Annotated in this window: 21 protein-coding genes and 2 tRNA genes; 14 read left to right on the top strand and 9 right to left on the bottom strand. The window is 67.6% G+C overall.

What is annotated here, in order from left to right; translation table 11 throughout:
* Window positions 1–9 precede the first annotated feature (9 nt).
* Window positions 10–984, top strand: coding sequence for a DUF2157 domain-containing protein (locus ASD42_RS17380; RefSeq protein ID WP_056817947.1), 975 nt, complete (start codon window positions 10–12; stop codon window positions 982–984).
* Window position 985: 1 nt separating this feature from the next.
* Here the strand turns inward: ASD42_RS17380 and ASD42_RS17375 are convergent, their stop codons facing one another.
* Window positions 986–1,537 (bottom strand): hypothetical protein, encoded by a 552-nt coding sequence (locus ASD42_RS17375; RefSeq protein ID WP_063893681.1) that lies wholly within the window; start codon window positions 1,535–1,537, stop codon window positions 986–988.
* 96 nt (window positions 1,538–1,633) lie between these two features.
* On the opposite strand from ASD42_RS17375, the gene ASD42_RS17370 reads away from it, so the two are divergent.
* Both ASD42_RS17370 and ASD42_RS17365 read left to right on the top strand, forming a co-directional pair.
* Window positions 1,634–2,704: an enoyl-CoA hydratase/isomerase family protein gene (locus ASD42_RS17370; protein WP_056817944.1), complete on the top strand. Its 1,071-nt coding sequence runs from the start codon at window positions 1,634–1,636 to the stop codon at window positions 2,702–2,704.
* A gap of 84 nt (window positions 2,705–2,788) precedes the next feature.
* Window positions 2,789–3,583 carry an enoyl-CoA hydratase gene (locus ASD42_RS17365; protein ID WP_056819150.1) on the top strand — a complete coding sequence of 265 codons (795 nt, stop codon included), beginning with the start codon at window positions 2,789–2,791 and terminating at the stop codon, window positions 3,581–3,583.
* On the opposite strand, the gene ASD42_RS17360 is transcribed toward ASD42_RS17365, so the two are convergent.
* The 4 genes from ASD42_RS17360 to ASD42_RS17345 all read right to left on the bottom strand — a co-directional run bounded on the left by ASD42_RS17360 (window position 3,580) and on the right by ASD42_RS17345 (window position 6,098).
* Complete coding sequence (locus tag ASD42_RS17360; protein WP_056817942.1) at window positions 3,580–4,632, bottom strand: hypothetical protein; 1,053 nt, start codon at window positions 4,630–4,632, stop codon at window positions 3,580–3,582. The genes ASD42_RS17365 and ASD42_RS17360 overlap by 4 nt on opposite strands.
* 25 nt (window positions 4,633–4,657) lie before the next feature.
* Window positions 4,658–5,245: a MarR family winged helix-turn-helix transcriptional regulator gene (locus ASD42_RS17355; RefSeq protein WP_056819148.1), complete on the bottom strand. Its 588-nt coding sequence runs from the start codon at window positions 5,243–5,245 to the stop codon at window positions 4,658–4,660.
* Between the two features lie 39 nt (window positions 5,246–5,284).
* A tRNA-Cys gene (locus tag ASD42_RS17350) sits at window positions 5,285–5,356 on the bottom strand.
* A 115-nt stretch (window positions 5,357–5,471) separates the two neighbouring features.
* Complete coding sequence (locus ASD42_RS17345) at window positions 5,472–6,098, bottom strand: Rv0361 family membrane protein (protein WP_062984441.1); 627 nt, start codon at window positions 6,096–6,098, stop codon at window positions 5,472–5,474.
* Between the two features lie 273 nt (window positions 6,099–6,371).
* On the opposite strand from ASD42_RS17345, the gene ASD42_RS17340 reads away from it, so the two are divergent.
* Complete coding sequence (locus tag ASD42_RS17340) at window positions 6,372–7,403, top strand: alpha/beta fold hydrolase (RefSeq protein WP_056817938.1); 1,032 nt, start codon at window positions 6,372–6,374, stop codon at window positions 7,401–7,403.
* Here ASD42_RS17340 and ASD42_RS17335 read toward each other — a convergent pair.
* Window positions 7,400–7,915, bottom strand: a complete 516-nt coding sequence (locus ASD42_RS17335; protein WP_056817936.1) for an HAD family hydrolase — start codon at window positions 7,913–7,915, stop codon at window positions 7,400–7,402. The two genes, ASD42_RS17340 and ASD42_RS17335, sit on opposite strands and share 4 nt — an antisense overlap.
* A gap of 274 nt (window positions 7,916–8,189) precedes the next feature.
* On the opposite strand from ASD42_RS17335, the gene ASD42_RS33885 reads away from it, so the two are divergent.
* From ASD42_RS33885 to ASD42_RS17315, 4 genes are read left to right on the top strand one after another with little or no spacing between them, the layout of a single operon-like run.
* Window positions 8,190–8,831 (top strand): SgcJ/EcaC family oxidoreductase, encoded by a 642-nt coding sequence (locus ASD42_RS33885; protein ID WP_084787185.1) that lies wholly within the window; start codon window positions 8,190–8,192, stop codon window positions 8,829–8,831.
* Window positions 8,828–9,541 (top strand): SDR family NAD(P)-dependent oxidoreductase, encoded by a 714-nt coding sequence (locus tag ASD42_RS17325; RefSeq protein ID WP_056817933.1) that lies wholly within the window; start codon window positions 8,828–8,830, stop codon window positions 9,539–9,541. Before ASD42_RS33885 ends, ASD42_RS17325 begins: the two co-directional genes overlap by 4 nt.
* Window positions 9,542–9,554: 13 nt before the next feature.
* Window positions 9,555–9,995: an SgcJ/EcaC family oxidoreductase gene (locus ASD42_RS17320; protein ID WP_056817931.1), complete on the top strand. Its 441-nt coding sequence runs from the start codon at window positions 9,555–9,557 to the stop codon at window positions 9,993–9,995.
* Window positions 9,992–10,615, top strand: coding sequence for an NAD(P)-dependent oxidoreductase (locus tag ASD42_RS17315; RefSeq protein WP_056817929.1), 624 nt, complete (start codon window positions 9,992–9,994; stop codon window positions 10,613–10,615). Before ASD42_RS17320 ends, ASD42_RS17315 begins: the two co-directional genes overlap by 4 nt.
* A gap of 133 nt (window positions 10,616–10,748) precedes the next feature.
* On the opposite strand, the gene ASD42_RS17310 is transcribed toward ASD42_RS17315, so the two are convergent.
* From ASD42_RS17310 to ASD42_RS17300, 3 genes are all read right to left on the bottom strand, one after another.
* A tRNA-Arg gene (locus ASD42_RS17310) sits at window positions 10,749–10,821 on the bottom strand.
* A gap of 111 nt (window positions 10,822–10,932) precedes the next feature.
* Entirely contained in the window at window positions 10,933–11,655 is a 723-nt protein-coding gene (locus tag ASD42_RS17305; RefSeq protein ID WP_056817927.1) for a DUF305 domain-containing protein, read from the bottom strand.
* Window positions 11,655–12,542: a DUF3105 domain-containing protein gene (locus ASD42_RS17300; RefSeq protein WP_056817925.1), complete on the bottom strand. Its 888-nt coding sequence runs from the start codon at window positions 12,540–12,542 to the stop codon at window positions 11,655–11,657. The genes ASD42_RS17305 and ASD42_RS17300 overlap by 1 nt, the downstream gene beginning before the upstream one ends.
* Window positions 12,543–12,631: 89 nt before the next feature.
* Here ASD42_RS17300 and argS point away from each other — a divergent pair, with 89 nt between their 5' ends.
* The 6 genes from argS (at window position 12,632) to rho (ending at window position 21,670) form a co-directional block, all read left to right on the top strand.
* Window positions 12,632–14,293: an arginine--tRNA ligase gene (gene argS, locus ASD42_RS17295; RefSeq protein ID WP_056817923.1), complete on the top strand. Its 1,662-nt coding sequence runs from the start codon at window positions 12,632–12,634 to the stop codon at window positions 14,291–14,293.
* Window positions 14,294–14,327: 34 nt separating this feature from the next.
* Window positions 14,328–15,749, top strand: a complete 1,422-nt coding sequence (gene lysA, locus ASD42_RS17290; protein ID WP_056817921.1) for a diaminopimelate decarboxylase — start codon at window positions 14,328–14,330, stop codon at window positions 15,747–15,749.
* Window positions 15,746–17,086 carry a homoserine dehydrogenase gene (locus tag ASD42_RS17285; protein ID WP_056817919.1) on the top strand — a complete coding sequence of 447 codons (1,341 nt, stop codon included), beginning with the start codon at window positions 15,746–15,748 and terminating at the stop codon, window positions 17,084–17,086. Before lysA ends, ASD42_RS17285 begins: the two co-directional genes overlap by 4 nt.
* A 94-nt stretch (window positions 17,087–17,180) precedes the next feature.
* Window positions 17,181–18,275, top strand: coding sequence for a threonine synthase (gene thrC, locus ASD42_RS17280; RefSeq protein ID WP_056817917.1), 1,095 nt, complete (start codon window positions 17,181–17,183; stop codon window positions 18,273–18,275).
* Window positions 18,276–18,300: 25 nt separating this feature from the next.
* A complete protein-coding gene (gene thrB, locus ASD42_RS17275) occupies window positions 18,301–19,227 on the top strand; it encodes a homoserine kinase (protein ID WP_056819144.1) in 927 nt (308 codons plus the stop codon).
* Between the two features lie 268 nt (window positions 19,228–19,495).
* The gene (gene rho, locus ASD42_RS17270) at window positions 19,496–21,670 is read left to right on the top strand and encodes a transcription termination factor Rho (RefSeq protein WP_084787184.1); all 2,175 of its coding nucleotides are present in this window, start codon (window positions 19,496–19,498) and stop codon (window positions 21,668–21,670) included.
* The last annotated feature ends 121 nt before the right edge of the window (window positions 21,671–21,791 follow it).

Here is a 21,791-nt window from a genome sequence, read left to right as displayed (position 1 = left end):
ACTCGACGGATGGTTCGCGAGCATCGGGTGGATGTGGCGTTGGAACGATTGGTAGCCGCCGGGGTGATCAGTGGGGAGCAGCGGACAGCGGTGTTGCGGGCGGTCGACGAGCAAGATCGGACCGGGCGCGCGAGTGGGGGCTGGGTGGCTGCCGAGATCGTGGCGTATGTGGGGGCCGGGCTGGTGGCCGCGGGTCTGGGGTTGTTCATCGACAAGGCGTGGGCGCAGGTGGCGCAGTCGGGGCGGGTGGTGCTGCTGGTGGTGGTGGCCGGGTGCGCGATGTGGGGAGCGGTGGCGTTGGCCGGTGGATGCGTGGGGGTGTACCGGCGGGTGCCGATCGCGTCGGCGGTGCGGGTCAGGTTGGCCGCGGTGCTGCTGGTGCTGGCGGCGGTGGCGATGACCGGCGCGGTGGCGACGGCGTTCGACCACCACCACGGCGACGAGACGGCGATCGCGGCCTCGGTCGCGGGACTGCTTGTCGCGATACTGGGGTATCTGCTGGTGCCGAGCGTGCTCGGCATGGTCGCCGTGGCCTGCTTCGGTGTCGCGAGCATCCTGAGCGTGACCTCGGAGCTGTTCGATTTCCGCTCGCCGTGGCAGGGGATCGCGCTGATGATGTTCGGCGCGTTGTGGTTCGGCCTCGCATGGGCTCGGCTGCTGGTGGCCGAAGGGGCCGGATACCTACTCGGCGGGGTGATCGCGGTGATCGGGGCGCAGACGCTGACGTTGAGCGAATCACTGTGGCGGCCCGGCTCGACCGCGCTGATCGGGGTGGTCTGCTTCGTGCTGTACGCGATTCGGCGCGACGCCGTGCTGGTGCTCGGCGGGGCCGCGGGGACCGCGATCGCGGTGGTGCAGGTGGTGGCCGACTACACCACCGGAGGTCCGGTCGTGGCGAGCATGGTGCTGGCGATCGGCGCGCTCGTACTCATGGTCGGCCTGGTCGTCCTGCTCACTCGGCAAGGGCCACTGCGACCGGGGTGAATCAGAGGATCAGGGTGGTTTCCTGGGCGCGGATCGTGCGGAAGAAGCGCGGGCCCACGTCCGCGCCGTCGTGGTTGTAGCTGTCGATGATCTCGGCGAGTTCGTCGGCGAGTCGGCGCAGGTCCTCGGTGGCGGTGATGCGGTCGAATTCGTCGGGTTCCCAGCCCCATGAGGGCGGGATATCGGTGATCGTGACGACGATCTGGTCGGCGAACGGGGTCGTGACGGCCACGGTGAGCTCGGCGGGGGCCGCGGCGAGGGGGCTGTGGACGGTGACCTCGCCGGGTGCGCCCGCGGCGACGAAAGTGCGGGCGAAGGCGATGTCCTCGCGGACGAATTCGACGATCGACGCGGTGCTCGCGTGTCTGCCCGCACGGTGGTGGCGCGAACCGTAGACGCGGTCAGGGGCGGCGCCGGAACCATTGTGGCCCACGGATTTTCGAAGCAAACGCTCGAGCATGCGTTCCGCGGTGGCGCGCTCGCCCGCGCCGGTGTTCTCGTGGTCGATCAGTGCGCGCAGGCGGGTGATCCGCACGAAGTGGTCGCTGCCCATGCTCTGATTGTGCCGCAAATCGGACGCGGTGGAATGCGTCACAGACGGCGTGCCACAGTTTCGGATCCTCCGATATCCGACTTTATCGTGACGGGCATGAGTGAAGCGGAAGTGCTGTTCGAGGTACGTGGCGGGCTCGGTCTGATCACGCTGAACCGGCCGCGCGCGATCAACGCGCTCAACCACTCGATGAGCCTGGCCATCACCGAGAAGCTGCGGGCATGGGCTACCGATCCGGCGATCCGGACCGTCGCGGTCGTCGGCGCGGGCGAGCGCGGCCTGTGCGCGGGCGGTGACATCGTGGCCATCCATCGCGACGCGAAGACGATCAACGACGGCGGCGCGGACGTACCCGCACCGATCGACACCGCGTCGGCGGCGTTCTGGCGTGACGAATACCTGCTCAACGCTCTGATCGGCAGCTACCCGAAGCCGTACGTGGCGGTGATGGACGGCATCGTGATGGGTGGCGGAGTGGGCTTGTCGGCGCACGGCAGTCACCGCATCGTCACCGAGCGCTCGCAGATCGGCATGCCCGAAGTGGGTATCGGCTTCGTGCCCGATGTCGGCGGCACCTATTTGCTCTCGCACACCCCCGGCGAGCTGGGCACCCACGTGGCGCTCACCACCGCGCGGATGGGCGCGGGAGACGCGATCGTGGCCGGTTTCGCCGATACGTTCGTCGCCTCCGAAGACCTGCCCGCCCTGCTCGACGCGTTGCGCACCACCCTGGCCGACGAGGCGATCGCCCGATTCGCCACGCCCGCACCGGAATCCGAACTAGACGCCCAGCGCGACTGGATCGATACCTGCTACGCCGCCGACACCGTCGAACAGATCGTCGAGGCGCTGCGCGCCGCAGATTCGCCCGAAGCGACCAAGGCCGCCGATGACCTGCTGTCGAAATCCCCGATCGCGCTGAAAGCGACCCTGCGAGCGCTGCGCGATGCCCGCGACCTGACACTGGCCGGGGCGCTGAATGCCGAACTGCGGATCACCGTGGCCGCGCTGAGCACCCACGATCTGGTCGAGGGCATCCGCGCCCAGGTGATCGACAAGGACCGCACGCCGCACTGGTCGCCCGCCACTCTCGCCGACGTCACCGATGCCCAGGTCGACGCCTACTTCGCCGCGCTCGGCGAGCGCGAACTGGGACTGCGGGCCTGATCGGAGCGGCACCCCGCACCGGTGGGCGACCTGGCTCGGTATCGTCAGCGTGATCCGTGACCGTTGACTGACAAGAGGGTGGCCGTGACCGAATTCGAGACGATTCTGCTGGAGCGCAAGGGCGGCGCCGACGGGAAGGGCGGGGTCGGCTGGATCACCCTGAACCGGCCCAAGGCGCTCAATGCCCTCAATGCCCAGGTACTCGACGACGTCATCGCCGCGCTCGACGAACTCGACGGCGACGATTCCATCGGCGCCGTCGTGATCACCGGCTCGGCGAAAGCCTTCGCCGCGGGCGCCGACATCAAGGAGATGGCGCCCAAGTCGTACATGGACATGTTCCTGGCCGACTACTTCGCCCGCTGGGACCGGCTGGCCAACTTTCGCAAGCCCACCATCGCCGCCGTCTCGGGCTATGCGCTCGGTGGCGGTTGTGAGCTGGCGATGCTGTGCGACATTCTGATCGCCGCCGACAGCGCCAAGTTCGGTCAGCCCGAGATCACGCTCGGCGTCATCCCCGGCATCGGCGGCTCGCAGCGTCTCACCCGCGCGATCGGCAAGGCCAAGGCGATGGATCTGATCCTGACCGGCCGGATGATCGGCGCCGAGGAAGCCGAGCGCTCCGGGCTCGTGTCGCGGGTCGTGCCCGCCGACGAATTGCTCGACACCGTGCTCGAGGCCGCGCAGACCATCGCGTCGATGTCGCTGCCGGTCGCGATGATCGCCAAGGAGGCAGTGAACCGCTCGTTCGAGACCACCCTCGCCGAGGGGCTGCTGTTCGAACGCCGGGTGTTCCATTCGCTGTTCGCGACCGAGGATCAGAAGGAAGGCATGGCCGCCTTCGTCGAGAAGCGACCGCCGAACTTCAGCAACCGCTAGTTCGGTTTCCAGCGCGGCGCACCGTCGATGAAGTGCGCGGTAGTCGGCGCGGTGCCCTCCTCAGGGGACCGCGCCGAGGTGTTGTCGTTGCTGAGCAGGCCGACGACGGTGCCACCGAGGGTGGCCGTCACCGCGACCGCGGCGAGAAGTTTTCGGTGGCTCGCGCGCGGCGCGACGCCGATGACGCCCGCACCTCGTCGTGGCATGCGTAACCGCGCCGAGGGACGGCGGGCGCACAGCAGCACCGCGCCCCGAGCCGAAACATATTCCGGCTCAGGGTCGTACACGGTCGGCAGACCGATCAGCCGGCCCAGATCCGCCCGCAGACTCGGGTTGCGTGTGCAGCCACCCAGCAGTGCCAGCGCTCCCGGCCGCACCCCTGTCTCCTCGATCAGCAGGCGCACGAACGAGGCCGAATGATGCAGTCCCGCTTCGCATAACGCGGCGAGGTCGCTGCGGGTCAGTACCGCGCGGCCGCCGGTGTCGGCATCGGCGGCGGTGACAACCCTGGTGCGGCTCAACGATTCTCGGTGTTCGCGGCTGGCATGCGCGTCGGCCGAGATGCCGCTGCGCGCGAGTTGCCAGCGCAACAGCGCGTCGTAGCCGTTGCCGCTGAGGAGAGTGCTGCGTTTGCCCGCGATGATCGTTTCGGTGCGGCAATCGGCGTGGGTGATGGTCAGACCGGAACTGCCGAGGTCGTAGAGCAGGACCGAGTCGGCGGCGGGCAGCAGGCCGGTGAAACGCAGGTAGCGCAGCTGGGCGAGCGGTTCGTCGACGATCGCGAAGTCGGCCTGGCCCGCGGCCGCTCTGATCGCGTCGGCCTGTAGCTCGCTGCGGCAGGTGACAGCTGTGCCGGAGATGTACTCGTCGCGTTCTGCCGCCGCCGCGCGCATACGGTGGATCGCGGTGAGTACCGATTCCTCCACCGAGCCCCCTGCCCGGCGCGGTACGTGGATCCGGTCGATGGGCGGCATGTGGGGCTGATCGGAATGGGTCAGCACGGCACGGGCTCCACCCGCGCCCGCCGATACCCCGAGGATCAGCACCATGGGCTACATCGTGGACCTTTTCGCGCTAGCTGCCAAGGGGGTCGGGCGAAGATTCACCCGCCGGTTGCCAGGTCGCGTGGAATGCGAGGTTTTCCGGGTCGTCGATATCGAAATCTCCCGCGGCGTGTCGGAATTGTGCCAGCAGTCGTATCAGATCGCGACCCTGATCGGCGGGCAGACCGGGTTCGGCGAACACTTCGGCGTTGAGTGCCGCCGTGGCCTCGGACACGGATTTCCTTCCCTCATCGGTGATTTCGATGAGAGTTGCCCGTCGATCGCTGGGGTGCGGGACCCGAATCACCAGCCCGGCGGCTTCGAGTCGATCGACGGTATTGGTCACGCTCGTCGGGTGCACCTGCAGACGCGCACTCGCCTTGGCCATCGGCAGAGCGCCGGTGCGGCTGAAACTGAGCAGTTGCAGGAGTTCGTAGCGGGAGAACGTCAGGCCGGACGGTTTGAGGGCCTCGTCGACGCGTGCCATCACGATCTGCTGCGCCCGGACCAGCGAGGTCACCAGGGCCATCCCGTCGGCGACCGATTCCCAGCCGTGGGCCACCCACTGCCGGTACGCCTCGGCGATGGGGTCATGGGAGAGCGGTCTGGGCCGTGACATGAATCCGATCATTCCACGACCCAGCCGCTTTCCCCACAGAGCGAGCGGCGGGAATTGAACCCGCGTTAACGGCTTTGCAGACCGTTGCCTAAACCACTCAGCCACGCCCGCCTCACCATTGATAGTGCCGTGCGCCCGTGTGCACGACCAGGGTTGGGATCAGCGTGATCGCAATGGTCCCGGTGCCGAGGCCGAGGATGCGCGGGGTCGCCGAGGCGGCGTTCGATCAGTGTTTGTTGGCCGGTGCCGAGCAGATCTTCCAGGTGCCGTCTTCCTTGGTGAGGTGCTCCTCGGTGCTGGACTCCGTATCGGGCTCCTCGCCCTCCACCGACAGCGTCAGTTGGCCGGTCACCGTCGCCTTCGCATCGTCACCGGTGATGACGATGTCTTTGACGTCATCGATCGTCACCTGCACCGTCGCGCGCTCGAACTGCGCGCGCTGCTCGGTGGTGAGATTGTCGATCTCCGTGCGATCGGCCTGGCAGGCCAGCTGCGCGGCGGCGACGAAACCGTCGGAGTCGAGCGTGTCGTAGAAGTCGCGCACCGCGACATCGATCTGCTTCTCGTCCGACGACAGCGGCGTACGACCCTGCAACGTGAGTACCACGCCTGTCACCAGCGCGCCGATCACCACCAGCGCGACGACACCGAGCACGATGAACAACCCGGTCCGCTTCTTCTTCGGCGCGGGCGGCGGGATGAAAACGTCGGGGCCATCCGGATATTCGGGCCCCGGCGGCCCACCCGCGCCGAACCCCGCGTGCGGATACCCCGGCGGCCCGGATGGCATCCCCGGCTCGACCGGCGGCTGCTGACCGAAGGGAGGTTGCTGTCCCTCGGGTGGATTCGTCATGGCAACGCTCCTGATGTCATCGGGGGCGTCGGCCCCCACAACGTATGGAACCGTGCGAGATCGAGCGGGTACACCAAGCTTTCGGCGTACCGTAACCCGCCGATCCGGTCCGGCCAAATTTGGCCGATCCGGGATGTCGCGGATGTCGGCGCTGGACCGATCACGGCCATTCGCCGCCTTCACTGTGGTCTGTACCTATTCACTGTCAGTACCGGCAAGCGGGCACCTCCTTGGCCCTACTGTCTCGATCAGTAACAACAAAGGAGTTGTCCGATGCTTGCCTTGCTGGCGACGGCGTGGACGGGCATATCCAGTGCTCTGTTCGACGCTCACCGCGCGAACTTGCGGTCCCGTTCCTACGCGACCGCCGCGTTCAATCCGCCTACCGTCGCCCGCCGGGTCGTCCCCGTGACCACCAGGGACGGAACTCGGCTGCGCGTGCACTCCTACGGCCCCGAGGACGCGCCTGCCATCGTGTTGGTGCACGGCTGGACCTGCGCTATCGAATACTGGAATGCCCAGATCAACGCGTTCGCCGGTGAGTACCGCGTCATCGCCTATGACCAGCGTGGTCACGGCGCCAGCGAGTTCGGCTCGAGCAAGCTCAGCATGGACTTGCTCGCCGACGATCTCGTCGATGTGCTCGACGCGACCCTCGACGCCGGGCAACGCGCGGTCATGGTCGGCCACAGCATGGGTGGCATGACTCTGCAAGCTTGGGCAGGTCGCTACCCGGAACAGGTTGCGGCACGGGCACATTCGGTGCTGCTTGCCAATACCGCGGCCGCGCACCTGATCTTCGAGACCACCATCGTGCCGCTGTTCAACCGGCCCTCCCGGCTGCTGAAACTCAAAGTGCCGCTGCCGTTCCTGGTGGGCCGCCTCGGTATCGGCTTCCCGATCGTCTTCCCTCCGATCGCCCCGGTGGAATGGCTGTTCGCCCGGCAGATCATGAGCACCGCCGCCAAGGGGGACCTGCTCGACTTCGGCATGAACATCGTTCGGTCCTGTCCGGCGCTGGTCCGGGCTCGCTTCGGGTTGCTGGCAGCCGATATGGATCTGGGCGAATCGGCGCGAAACCTGGTGGTGCCCACCTCGATCGTCGCAAGCTCCTTCGATGACGTGATCCCGGTCGCCCACTCCGATCTGATTTCGGAAATGCTGCGCGCGACAGGCAGTTTCGTGCGGATGGAAATCTTGCCGACCGGCCATCTCAGTAACATCGAAGCCCAACCGGAATTCAACGCTGAACTGACGCGATTGGTCGAGGCCGCCTACCACCGCCCGAAGGAGGCCGTCGGCTAGACGCCGACGTCACTTCGAGTGTCGGCCGGGGCTCGACTACAGCTCTCGAAGAGCCGCTCGATGACGACCGCGACCCCGTCCTCCTCGTTCGACGCGGTATGTCTGGCTACCGCCGCCCGCACGCTGGAGTGGGGCGTTGCCCATCGCGTACCCGGTGTGGAGTAGGCGAGGAGCTTCACGATGGGGACATCGAGGGTCCACAGGTCGGCGAGAGCCCGCACAGGCGACTCGGCCCCGGTGTCCCGCGTCAGCCTCGGTCGGTAGCCCGGTTCGAAGAACACCCGGTGGCCGGTCTCGACCGCGAACCCGACTCCCTCGACCGCCGTTCCGGTCAGCCCTGCCGCGGCGACGAGGACATCGAGGTAACGGGGTGGGCGCGCGGTGACGACAACTATCTCCACCCCGGCGCCGATGGCGGTCCGCAATGCGTCGAGCGTGCGCTGGGAGACTGTGCCGTCAGCGCGTAGGAGGGTGCCGTCGAGATCGGTGGCCATGAGGCGGGGCAGCGTCATCTGATCACTCTGGGTGGGTTCGACTCGGGGCCTGTGCGTTCGACCTCGCCGCTCGACGACGACCGCGACCCCGTCCAGTCCGACTGCCTTCGCGCTCGCTCGAGGCTGCGGCACAACGGAACTCGGGTACCGGCGGAAGAACGGGGTCGGCGTCGGTTTCGCGTTCATCTGTTGACAACGGCTCACCCTTCTCATAATCTCTTCTCTAACGAAGATACTTCGTATGAGCATTAAGATCTTACAAGCAGGTAAGATTACGAGAGAGGTTCCCTCCATGAACGCGACTATCGGCGATGTCGAATCGACCACCACTCCCGCCAGGAATCGCCGTCGCACCATCGTGCGAGCGCTGGGTGCGACCACCCTCGCGCTCGGCGTCGCCGCCGGCGGCGGTTACGTGTGGCTGAGTCAGACCTCGGATGTGCGCGACACTGGCGTCGCCGAGTGCACCGGCGTCGTACCCGACGGTGGCACCGCTGCCGATCTGCAGGGGGTGTGTGCCACGCTGTCGGAGATGACCGCCGCGTGGGGTCGCAACGATGCCGACGCCTACGGCGCGACCTTCACTGAAAATGCCACGTACACCACTTTTGTCGGCACCCATTACGCGGGCCGTCAGGATCTCACCGAGGGGCATCGGGCCCTGTTCGATGGATTTCTGAAGGGCACCGAGCTCGCCGACTCGTACCTGGACGTGCGCTTCTACGGCGGTGACGTCGCGATCGTCACCAGCCGGGGCGACCGCTACGACGACGAGCGCCCCGCCGAGCTATCCAAGACCCAGACCTACACGATGGTGCACGAACCGGACGGCAAGTGGCGGATCGCCAGCTTCCACAACACCCAGCGGCAGCGAGTCATGGAGCGCATCTCCTACCTGTTCGATCCGGCGACCAAGCCCGCGGCCGAACGATGAGGGCGCTCATCACCGGGGCCAGCGCGGGCATCGGCCGGGCCTTCGCGCTATCGCTTGCCGAGCAAGGCTATTCGGTCACCGCGGTGGCCCGCGGAATTGCCGACCTGGACCAGTTGATGTCCGAGCTCGGCGCGGGGCACGGCTATCTCGTCGCGGACCTCGCGACCACGGAGGGGCTGCGCGCGACCGCCGCACTGCTCCGGAGCGGCGTCTACAGCCTCCTGGTAAACAATGCGGGAACCGCCACGCACGGTGACTTCGCCGAGCTTTCGCTCGAATCCGCGCTCACTGTAATGGATCTCAACTGCCGGGCGGTCGTCGTCCTGGCCCACGCGTTCCTCGACCATGCCGTGGCCGGCAGCGCGCTGGTGAACGTCTCCTCCACGCTCGGTTACACCCCGAAGCCGGGAATGAGCGTCTACAGCGCCTCGAAGGCCTTCGTCACCACGTTCTCCGAAACACTGTGGCACGAACAGAAATCCTGCGGCGTGCATGTCCTGGCATTGTGCCCTGGCGTCACCGCCTCCCGAACCAGCGCTGATGTACCGCCCTGGCTGGTCCAGACGCCGCAGCAGGTCGTGGACCGTGCCCGGAAAGCCCTGTCCGACAAGGCCGGTCCGGTAGTCCTCACCAACCGGACCAATCGACTGTTCACCGCCGCGCTGCGGCTACTACCGCGCAAGACCGCACTGGCCGTGCTCGCGCACTGATAAGGAAACAATCATGGACACCGACAACCTCGACATCCGCGCTCTCGTCCAGCGCGGCCAGGACGCTTGGAACCGTGGCGACGGCGCCGCCTACGGCGCGTGCTTCACCGCCGACGCCACCGATGTCACCTTTGTCGGCACCGTCTACCACGGTGGCGTCGAGATCGGCCTGGCGCACCAGGCGCTGTTCGACAGCTTCCTGAAAGGCACCCGCCTCACCGTGCAGATTCTCGAAATCCGCAGGTACGGAAGCGATACTGCCATCGTTGTCACGCGAGGTGAATCCTCGAAGGGCGATGCGAAGAAGCTCGGCAAACTCGCGACCTACACCGTGATCCGCGACGCCGACGGCCAGTGGCGCATCGCCGCGGTACAGAAGACCCAGCGCAAGCCGCTGATGGAGGCGGTCTCCTTCAGATTCCAGCCCGCCACGCGACCCGGCGCGCACCGATGACCACCATCGCCGTGGTGGGAGCCACCGGGCGCACCGGGCGGGCGGTTGTCGCCGAGGCCCTGGCCCGCGGCAATCGTGTCACCGCGATTGTCCGTACGGCCGGAAGCCTCCCTCCTGCACCGGGATTGACCGTGACAGTCGCCGATCCAACCGTGCCCGGATCCCTCGCGGGTCTGCTCGACGAACACCACGCGGTCATCTCCGCACTCGGTGCCCGCGACCGTGGACCCACCACCGTCTACTCGGCCGGCGCCACCGAGATCATCGCCGCCATGCCGCCCGGTGGGCGACTGCTGGTCGTCTCTTCCGCCGGGCTGGACATTCCGTCCGACGCGGGACCGGCGACCCGGTTCCTCGCCCGCGCGCTGCATCGAATCATGCGCGACACGTATTCGGATATGGCGCGTATGGAACAGCTGCTCGCACACAGCGAATTACGCTGGACCGCCATCAGGCCCACCCGGTTGACAGACGGCCCTGCCGCAAGTAGGCCGCGAATCCTTTTGGGTACGAACACGAAAGCCGGCCCGCGAACATCACGAGCCGACCTGGCGAGCTACCTACTCGACGCCATCGACGACCCGCGGACCCACGGCACCGCGATGGCGGTTTCGTCCTGACCTGGTCGGCTCCACAATGCTCGCCATACCTGCGGCACGACGATGCACCTGCGCAAGGGTCCGATGGTCGTGATCGCGCCGACGAAAAAGGCCCCCGCCAGCTGGAGTGCTGGTCGGGGGCCTTCTTCGTGTGTGCCCTCGGCAGGAATCGAACCTGCGGCCTTCTGCTCCGGAGGCAGACGCTCTATCCCCTGAGCTACGAGGGCGGGATAGATGCCGGTCGCGGTGAGGCGATCGGGCAGCGACAGCGTATCGCATCGAGTGCGGTGCGCCAAAAACCGTGCCGGACCGGGGATGGGCCGGTCCGGCACGGGGGGTCAGTTGAGGGGGAGGGGAGTGGCGTTGCGGTTGGCGAGCATGGTCGTCATCAGCTGGGATTCGCCCTCTTGGGTTTTCGCCATGGTGGCTGCGAGGGTGCGGACCGCGGTGGTGTCGGCGTGCTCGGCGGCGTAGTCGAGCATCGGGACGCCGCCCTGGTGATGGCGCAGCATCAGTTGCAGGAACATCGTGTCGAGGGCGGGGCCGGTGGACTGGCGCAGCGCGGTCATCTCTTCCTGGCTCGCCATGCCGGGCATCTGCTGCATCGGGCCCGACATCGCGGGTTCGGCCGCGCTGCCGCCGTGGTGGCCCGCACCGCCGTGGTCGTCGGTCATCCAGCCCATGTAGCCGTCGACGTTCTGGTTGGACTCGCCCCACAGCTGCAACCAGGCCTGCATGCGGCCGATCTGGTTCTGCTGGGTGGTCAGGATGTCGTAGGCGAGGCGGCGCACGTCGTTGTCGGTCGAGGCGATCAGCGCTACGCCTGCCATGTCGACGGCCTGGGCGTGATGGGCCGACATGTCCTGGCTGAAACCGATGTCGACCGCGCTGGGCTCGGGTTCGGAATTCTTCTCCAGCGGCATCCGCAACAGCACGCCCGCCACCGCGCCGAGCAGCAGCAGACCGATCGCACCGAGGACGAGCACCGCCCCGGCCGGGCGACGCGCGCTCGACTCGGGTGCGGTGTCGTCGGATTCGACCGCGCTTTCTTCCGTGCTCACTACTGACCCGAGGGCAGGCCGCCCGGCATCGGGATGTTCGGCAGGCCGGGGATGCCCGAGCCCGTGCCGCCGCCACCGAGTTCGGTCGGGTCCTGAGTCAGGCCCTTACCGTCCATCGGGACCGCTTCGGGACCGTAGGGCGAGGAGTCGAACGGCGGCGGGTTGTTCGCGTCGAAGATCGGGTTCGAGCAGCTCGCGCCGACCTCGGGGTAGGCGTACGGGTTCTCGCGCAGGGCGGAGATGAACTGCTTGATCCGCGCGTCGTCGGCGTTGTCCAGCTTGAGCTGGTGCCCCCACGACTGCAGCGAGATCGCCGAGTCGAGACCCGGGTACGGCGACATCAGCGAGTACTGACGGCCCTTGACGAAGTTCGACAGCGTCTCGACACCGGCCGCGTCGACCTTGTCGGGGTTGTACGCGATCCAGACCGCGCCGTGCTCGAGCGAGTGCACCGCGTTCTCCATGCGGATCGGCTTGGCGTACACCGTGCCCGTGCAGTTCGCCCAGGCGCCGTCGTGCGGGCCACCGAAGGCGGGGGCCTTGTCGTAGGCCACGCGCTGGCTGGCGGTCACGTGCAGACCGGCCGGGTACTCCGACTTCACGACGCCGTCGATCTTCGCCGAGGGGTCCTGGTTCTCCTTGGAGGGCACCCATTCCTTGAGATCGGTCTGGGCTTCCCGGATCGCCGCCTGGTCCATGTACTTGGGCACCAGGCTGTAGGCGAGCAGGCCGACCAGCGCGACGATGGCGAGGCCCGCGCCGAGCAGGGCCCATGGCGTGTCCCGCTTCTTGCCCGGAAGGTTGCCCTTGCGGGTCTTGCGGGACGGAGACGACTTCCCCGCGGCCCGCACGGCCTTGGCTGATGTGGCGCTGGTCCTGCTAGGCATCGCTCGTTGTGCTCTTTCGACGTGTGGATCGGTGGGTTCGTGGCGGGCGGTAGTGGTTGCAAGGGGCCCAGCCAATAGGATAGAGACTCGTGACTCCAGCTGACCTTGCAGATCTCCTTCGTACCACCGCGGCGAAGGTGCTTGTCGAACGCGGACTGGACTCGTCGGTCCTGCCCGAGCAGGTCACAGTGGAGCGTCCGCGCAACCCCGAACACGGCGACTATGCCACGAATGTAGCGATGCAGGTGGCCAAGCGGGTCGGAACCAACCCTCGTGAGCTGGCCGGCTGGCTGGCCGAGGCGCTGTCGGCGACCGAGGGTATCGATGTGGCGGAGATCGCCGGGCCCGGATTCCTGAACATTCGCCTCGCCGCCTCGGCGCAGGGTGCGATCGTGAGCCAGATCCTGGCCGCGGGGGAGATCTACGGCACCGGGTTCGCGCTGGCAGGCACCAAGATCAACCTCGAATTCGTCTCGGCGAACCCGACCGGTCCGGTGCACCTGGGTGGCACCCGCTGGGCCGCCGTCGGCGACGCGCTGGGTCGCATCCTGGCAGCTCAGGGCGCCGACGTGACGCGCGAGTACTACTTCAACGACCACGGGGCGCAGATCGACCGCTTCGCGAAGTCCCTGGTCGCGGCCGCGCTGGGCGAGCCGACCCCCGAGGACGGGTACGCGGGCGAGTACATCTCCGAGATCAGCGCGGGCATCGTCGCCGCGCATCCCGAGGTGCTCACCCTGCCCGCCGACGAGCGTCACGAGGTGTTCCGCAGCGAGGGCGTGCAGCAGATGTTCGCCCAGATCCGGGCGGATCTGCACGAGTTCGGCACCGATTTCGACGTGTACTTCAACGAGAGCGAACTATTCGCCTCCGGCGCCGTGGAACAGGCCGTCGAGCAGCTCAAGAACTCCGGCAACCTGTACGAGAAGGACGGTGCGTGGTGGATCGCCAGCACCGAATACGGCGACGACAAGGACCGCGTGGTCCTCAAGAGCGACGGCAACGCCGCCTACATCGCCGGTGACATCGCCTACTTCCAGAACAAGCGTGGCCGCAGCTTCGACCTGGCCATCTACATGCTCGGCGCCGACCACCACGGCTACATCGGCCGACTGAAGGCCGCCGCGGCCGCGTTCGGTGACAACCCCGACACCGTCGAGGTGCTGATCGGCCAGATGGTGAACCTGGTGCGCGACGGCGTCGCCGTGAAGATGAGCAAGCGCGCGGGCACCGTGGTGACCCTCAACGACCTGGTCGAGCAGATCGGCGTCGACGCCTCGCGCTACTCGCTGGTGCGTTCCTCGGTGAACTCGAGCATCGACATCGACCTGGACCTGTGGACCAAGGCGAGCAGCGAGAACCCGGTCTACTACGTGCAGTACGCGCACTCGCGGACCAACAGCATTATCGGCAACGCCGCGAAGTATCCCGAATTCGCTTCGGTGGCACCGGATTTCGCGCTCATGACCTCCGGTCGCGAAGGTGACCTGATCCGCACCCTCGGCGACTTCCCGCGCGTGGTCGCCACCGCCGCCGACACCCGCGAACCCCACCGCATCGCCCGCTACCTCGAAGAACTGGCCGGTGTCTACCACCCGTTCCAGTCCGACGACGACATGCGCGTGCTCCCCAAGGGTGACGACGCCGTCACTCCGCTCAACGCGGCCCGGCTCGAACTGGTCAAGGCGACCCGCCAGGTGCTGGCCAACGGCCTGGCCTTGCTCGGCGTGAGCGCACCGGAGCGCATGTGAACACCGGCAAGCTTTTCAGGAAGGACGCACCGAGATGAGTGCACACCCGGCCGGTCCCCGGCATGCAGAGATCCCGCACGCACCGAGTCTGGCCGAGCGCCCGACCGATCCGAGGGAGATGATCGACCTCCCCGCGAACGTCTGGCCGCGCAATGCCTCGCGCGCTGACGACGGTGTGGTCCGGCTGGCGGGCGTGCCCGTCACACAGCTCGCCGAGCAGTACGGCACGCCGCTGTTCGTGATCGACGAGGACGATTTCCGCTCGCGCTGCCGCGACATGGTGGCCGCGTTCGGGGCCAACGCCCGCGTGCACTACGCGTCCAAGGCGTTCCTGTGCGGCGAGATCGCGCGCTGGATCCGGGACGAGGGCCTTTCCCTCGACGTGTGCTCCGGCGGCGAGCTCGCTGTCGCGCTGAACGCCGGTTTCCCGGCCGAGCGCATCGCGCTGCACGGCAACAACAAGTCGGTGCCCGAGCTGGAAGCGGCCGTGGCGTCCGGTGTCGGGCACGTGGTCGTCGACTCGCTCTACGAGATCGAGCGGCTCGAAGCGGTCGCCGGTGCGGCGGGCGTGGTGCAGGACGTGCTGGTCCGCGTGACCGTCGGCGTCGAGGCGCACACCCACGAGTACATCTCCACCGCGCACGAGGACCAGAAGTTCGGCTTCTCGATCGCCGGCGGCGACGCCATGGAAGCGCTCGCGCGCGTCTTCGAGGCCGACAACCTGCGTCTGGTCGGTCTGCACAGCCACATCGGCTCGCAGATCTTCGAACTCGACGGCTTCGAGATCGCCGCGCGTCGCATGCTCGGCCTGCTGCGCGAGGCCATCGACAAGTTCGGCATCGACCGCACCGCCCAGATCTCGACCCTGGATCTCGGCGGCGGCCTCGGTATTTCCTACCTGCCGAGCGACAACCCGCCCCCGCTGGGCGAATTCGCCACCAATCTGCGCGCCCTGGTCGCCGCCGAGGCCGCCCGCGCCGGGCTGCCGGAGCCGACCATCGCCGTGGAACCGGGCCGCGCCATCGCCGGTCCGGGCACCGTCACCCTGTACGAGGTCGGCACCATCAAGGATGTCGAACTCGACGGTGGCGCGCGCCGTCGCTACGTGAGCGTGGACGGCGGGATGAGCGACAATATCCGCCCCGCGCTGTACCAGGCCGACTACGATTGCCGTCTGGTCTCGCGCTCGTCGGACGCCCATGCGGTCGTTGCCCGCGTGGTCGGAAAGCATTGCGAGAGTGGCGATATCGTCATTCGTGACACCTGGATGCCCGCCGACGCGGCACCCGGTGACCTGGTGGCCGTTGCCGCGACCGGTGCGTACTGCTATTCGATGTCGAGCCGCTACAACCTGCTCACCAGGCCCGCCGTGGTCGTGGTGCGTGACGGTGCGTCGCGACTGATTCTGCGCCGGGAAACGGTGGCGGACCTGCTCAGCCTGGAGGTGGAAGAATGAACGGCACCAAAGATGCGGGGCGTCCGCTCGGCGTAGCCGTGCTCGGGATGGGCACTGTCGGTACCGAGGTGGTTCGCGTACTGCGCGATCACGCCGATGACCTGCGTTCGCGCGTCGGAGCGCCGCTCGTACTGCGCGGTGTCGCCGTGCGCGACATCAGCAAGGACCGCGGTCTGCCCGCCGAGCTGCTCACCACCGACGCCGCCGCGCTCGTCGCCCGTGACGATGTCGACCTCGTGGTCGAGGTCATGGGCGGCATCGACCCCGCCCGCAAGCTGATCGGCGACGCGCTCAACGCGGGCAAGTCCGTCGTCACCGCCAACAAGGCGCTGCTGGCCGACTACACCGGTGAGCTCGCCGCCGCCGCCGAAGGCAGCCGCGCCGACCTGTACTTCGAGGCCGCCGTGGCCGGTGCGATCCCGGTGGTCCGGCCGCTGATCCAGTCGCTGTCGGGTGACCGGGTGAACAAGGTCGTCGGCATCGTCAACGGCACCACCAACTTCATCCTCTCCGCGATGGACGAGACCGGCGCCGCCTACGACGACGTGCTCGCCGAGGCCACCGCGCTCGGCTACGCCGAGGCCGACCCCACCGCCGATGTCGAGGGTTACGACGCCGCCGCCAAGGCCGCGATCCTGGCCTCGCTGGCGTTCCACACCCGGGTGACCGCGGCGGACGTCTACCGCGAGGGCATCTCCAAGATCACCGCCGAAGACCTCGAGACCGCGTCGGCTGTCGGCTGCACGGTGAAGCTGCTCGCCATCTGCGAGCGCGTCTCGGCCGGTCCGGGCGAGCCGACGCTGGAACAGGGCGGCAAGGATCGCGTCTCGGTGCGCGTCTACCCGGCGCTCATCCCACGCAAGCACCCGCTGGCCTCGGTCAACGGCGCGTTCAACGCGGTGGTCGTGGAAGCCGACAACGCCGGTCGCCTGATGTTCTACGGGCAGGGCGCCGGTGGCGCCCCCACTGCGTCGGCCGTGCTCGGCGACCTGGTGATGGCCGCGCGCAACAAGTTCTACGGTGGTCGGGCACCCGGCGAATCGGTTTATGCTGAGCTGCCGATCGCGCCGATCGGTGACACCCCCACCCGCTATCACGTGAACCTGCAGGTGGAGGACCGTCCCGGCGTGCTCGCCGCGGTCGCCGACACCTTCGCCCAGCACGGGGTGAGCATCTCCACCGTGCGTCAGCAGGGCCACGGCGACGGCGCCCGACTCGTGGTCGTCACCCACCATGCGGTGGAGTCGTCGCTGGCAGATACTGTCGCCGTATTGGCGGACATGGAATCCGTCACCGCTGTGACCAGCGTTCTCAGACTGGAAGGCACAGAAGAATGAGGCGGAATGTGCGCGGCGTCGCCGACATTCGCACCGCATCGTACGCAGAAGACACGTGCGCGCATGGTTGCGCCGCGACGCAGGGAGCGTTGGCATGAGCACGACTGGAATCGCACCGCAGTTGGGCGTGCACTCGCGCTGGCCCGGTCTGATCGCTGCCTACCGCGACCGCTTGGCCGGTGCGGCCGACTGGGAGCCGGTGACGCTGTTCGAGGGCGGTACCCCGCTGGTCCCCGCGCCGCACCTGTCCGCGCTCACCGGGTGCGAGGTGTACCTCAAGGTCGAGGGTGCCAACCCGACCGGTTCGTTCAAGGACCGCGGCATGACCATGGCGATGACCGACGCCAAGTACCGCGGCCAGAAGGCCGTGCTGTGCGCGTCGACCGGTAACACCTCGGCCTCGGCCGCGGCGTACGCCACCCGCGCGGGCATGGAATGCGCGGTGCTGATCCCACAGGGCAAGATCGCGATGGGCAAGCTGGCCCAGGCCGTGATGCTCGGCGCCAAGATCATCCAGGTCGAGGGCAACTTCGACGACTGTCTCGAGCTGGCGCGCAAGGTGACCGCGGAGTTTCCGCAGGTCGGCCTTGTGAACTCGGTGAACCCGGCGCGTATCGAAGGCCAGAAGACCGCCTCGTTCGAGATCTGCGACGTGCTCGGCAAGGCGCCCGATGTGCACGTGCTGCCGGTCGGCAACGCGGGCAACATCACCGCCTACTGGCGTGGATACCGCGAGTACCACGCCGACGGCATCACCTCGGTGCTGCCGCGCATGCTCGGTGTGCAGGCCGCCGGTGCCGCGCCGCTGGTCAACGGCGCGCCGGTGAAGGACCCGGAGACCATCGCGACCGCTATCCGGATCGGCGCCCCGGCGTCGTGGAACGGTGCGATGGAGGCCAAGGAGCAGTCCGGTGGCGCCTTCCGCGCGGCCACCGACGACGAGATCCTGGCCGCCTACCGCCTCGTCGCCGCGAAAGAGGGCGTCTTCGTCGAGCCCGCGTCGGCCGCGAGCGTGGCCGGTCTGCTGGCCGCGCGCAAGGAAGGCTGGCTGGATTCGGGCCTGACCGTCGTGTGCACCGTGACCGGCAACGGTCTCAAGGACCCCGACAACGCGCTGGCCGGAATGCCGGAGGTCAAGCCGATCGCGGTCGACCCGGTCGCTATCGCCCGTGAACTCGAGCTGGCCTGAGTTGACCGCACCCGAGCCCACGCTGATGACAGCGACGCTGCCCGCCGGTCTCGAAGTGACCGTGCGCGTTCCCGCCTCCACGGCCAATCTCGGTCCCGGATTCGATTGTCTCGGAATGGCATTGGGCATCTACGACGAAATCGTGGTGCGCACTACCGCATCGGGGCTCGACATCCGTGTCGAGGGTGAAGGCGCCGACGACGTGCCTTGGGGCCCAACACATCTGGTGGTCCGCGCGATCGAGCGTGGACTGGAATCGCTGGGTGTGTGGGCCGACGGTCTCGACGTGGTGTGCCGCAACGTGATTCCGCACTCGCGTGGGCTCGGTTCCAGCGCGTCGGCCGTGGTCGGGGGGCTGGCCGCGGGCGCCGGGCTGGCCGCGAAGTTCGACCCCGCGCTGCGCATGGACGACGACCGGCTGGTGCAGCTCGCCTCGGAGTTCGAAGGCCATCCCGACAATGCCGCCGCCAGCGTGCTCGGGGCAATCGTGGTGTCGTGGACCGAAACCGATGCCGCGCAGACCCGCGCCTACCGGGCCGTGCGGCTCACCCCGGCGTCGGCTCTTCGTCCGGTGGTGCTGATCCCACAGGAACGCTCCTCCACGGCGCACACCCGAGGGCTGCTGCCCGAGCAGGTTCCCCACGGCGACGCGGCGTTCAACGTCAGCCGGGCGGCGCTGGCCGTCGTCGCGCTGACCGAACGCCCCGATCTGCTGATGTCGGCCACCGCCGACCGGTTGCACCAGACCCAGCGTGCACCCGCGCTACCACTCACCACGAAGTGGATCGAGCTGCTGCGCGCTGCGGGAATCGCGGCGACGGTTTCGGGCGCCGGCCCGACGATTCTCGCGCTGACCACCGAAGAATTCCCCGATGACCTGCGCAAACAGGCCGAATCGGACGGTTTGCGCGTGGTCGAGCCCGGCATCGCCGCCGGAGTATCGATCGACTGACGGCGTGCCTGCCTTGCCGTTGTTCGCAATAGGCAGCTATTCTGAGCAAGTCCGTACATCGTGCGCATCAGACGCCGGTGCTTCATCAGGGCAATCGCTCCCCTCACCACTGTCTTCTGGTGGCGAAGGCCTCCGGTCCTCCCGCGGCGGGTAGTACGGCACAGGCGTCGAACATGGACGCATAATCCGAGCTCGGCATATGTTGCCGGGTCTACGGAACGGAACCCTCGAATCAGCACACGGCATTCGAGGGAAGGAAAGGACTTCCGTGACAGAAACGGACCTGCTCGCGACACCCGGGGTGGATTCCAACCCTACGAACTCGGGCAGCCGCGAAAGTGAATCCGGACAGATTTCGAAAATGAGCGAACAAACCGACGTCGCACGATCGGGGCTGACTGGAATGCTGTTGCCGCAGTTGCGCGCACTGGCGGGGGAGCTCGGTATCCGAGGTACCTCCGGAATGCGTAAGGGCGATCTCATCGCCGCTATCAAGGAAAATCAATCCGGAGCGCCGGCCAAGGGTGACAAGCCCGCCGCCGTGACGGCCGCCGCGCCTGTCGCGAACGAAGCGCCTGCCAAGAGCGAAGCGCCTGCCAAGAGCGAAGCGCCTGCCAAGAGCGAAGCGCCTGCTAAGAGCGAAGCGCCCGCGAAGGTGGAGAAGTCCGCCAAGGCCGCCGAGAAGCAGGCCGCGCCCGCCGAGAAGCAGGCTCCCGCCGAGGTCAAGGCCACCGAGGCCAAGACCGTCGAGGCGCCGGCCGAACCGGCCGCGACCGGGCAGGTCAAGACCGATGCCCCCGCCGAGGCAGGCGAGGATTCCGGTCGCGACGGTGGTCAGCGTGGTCGTGGTAGGCAGCGCCGTGGGCGTGACCAGGCCCGTTCCGGTGGTGGCGACAATGCCCCCGCCGAGAACCGCGCACCCGCCGAGAACCGCGCCGAGGAGACCAAGCAGGCCGATAAGGCCGAGGGCGGCGACCAGGGCGAACGCCGACGTGATCGTGGCGACCGCAACGGTGCCGAGCGCAACGAGCGCAACGGCAACGACCGTGGCGGCAACGACCGTGGCGAGCGCACCGGTGGCGACCGTAATCAGAACGAGCGCAACCAGAACCAGAGCCAGAACGGCAACACCGGCGGTAATCGCGGTCCCCGCGACGACCGTGGTGGTGACGACGAGGAAGGCGGCCGCGGTCGCCGGGGTCGTCGATTCCGCGAGCGTCGTCGTGGTCGTGACCGCGATGGTGGTCCCGTCGGCGGTGGCCAGACCGAGGCCCGCGACTACGACATTCGCGAGGACGACGTCCTGCAGCCGGTCGCGGGCATTCTCGATGTCCTCGACAACTACGCGTTCGTGCGGACCTCCGGCTACCTCGCCGGCCCCAACGACGTGTACGTGTCGATGAACCTGGTCCGCAAGAACGGCCTGCGCCGCGGTGACGCGATCACCGGTGCGGTGCGTGCCCCGCGCGACGGCGAGCAGAACAACCAGCGACAGAAGTTCGATCCGCTGGTTCGCCTGGACACCGTGAACGGTGGCGAGCTCGAAGCAGCGCGTCGTCGGCCGGACTTCCAGAAGCTCACCCCGCTGTACCCGAACGAGCGCCTGCGCCTGGAAACCGCGCAGAACAAGCTCACCACGCGCGTGATCGACCTGATCATGCCGATCGGTAAGGGCCAGCGTGCGCTGATCGTGTCCCCGCCCAAGGCGGGTAAGACCACGATCATGCAGGACATCGCGAACGCGATCGCGATCAACAACCCCGAGTGCTACCTCATGGTTGTCCTGGTCGACGAACGTCCCGAAGAGGTCACCGATATGCAGCGTTCGGTGAAGGGTGAGGTCATCGCCTCCACCTTCGACCGCCCGCCGGGTGACCACACCTCCGTCGCCGAGCTCGCCATCGAGCGTGCCAAGCGTCTGGTGGAAATGGGCAAAGACGTTGTGGTGCTGCTCGATTCGATCACCCGATTGGGTCGTGCGTACAACAACTCCTCGCCTGCGTCGGGCCGCATCCTCTCCGGTGGTGTCGACTCGACCGCGCTGTACCCGCCGAAGCGTTTCCTCGGCGCGGCACGCAACATCGAGAACGGTGGCTCGCTCACCATCATCGCCACGGCGATGGTGGAGACCGGTTCCACCGGCGACACGGTGATCTTCGAAGAGTTCAAGGGCACCGGCAACGCCGAGCTCAAGCTCGACCGCAAGATCGCCGAGCGGCGTGTGTTCCCCGCGGTGGACATCAACCCGTCGAGCACTCGCCACGACGAGCTGCTGCTCTCGCCCGACGAGATGGCTGTCGTGCACAAGCTGCGGCGCGTGCTGTCGGGTCTGGACTCGCACCAGGCGATCGATCTGCTGATGGATCGTCTGCGCAAGTCCAAGAACAACCTCGAGTTCTTGATGACGGTCTCCAAGACCGCACCGAGCGCTCTCGACGAGTGATCGTCTAGAACTACTGGCAAGGGCCTCGCTTCGGCGGGGCCCTTGTTTTGTTCTCGGCGCGCCTCCGCCGATGGACTGACCGGAGGGTGCGACGAAGGAGTGCCCGCAGGGAGGGAAGAGG

Origin of the sequence: Nocardia sp. Root136, from assembly GCF_001427185.1 — a bacterium.
Taxonomy (GTDB): Bacteria; Actinomycetota; Actinomycetes; order Mycobacteriales; family Mycobacteriaceae; genus Nocardia; species Nocardia salmonicida.
The sequence above is the reverse complement of the archived record's forward strand: the minus strand, read 5'-3'. Positions and strand labels throughout refer to the sequence as shown.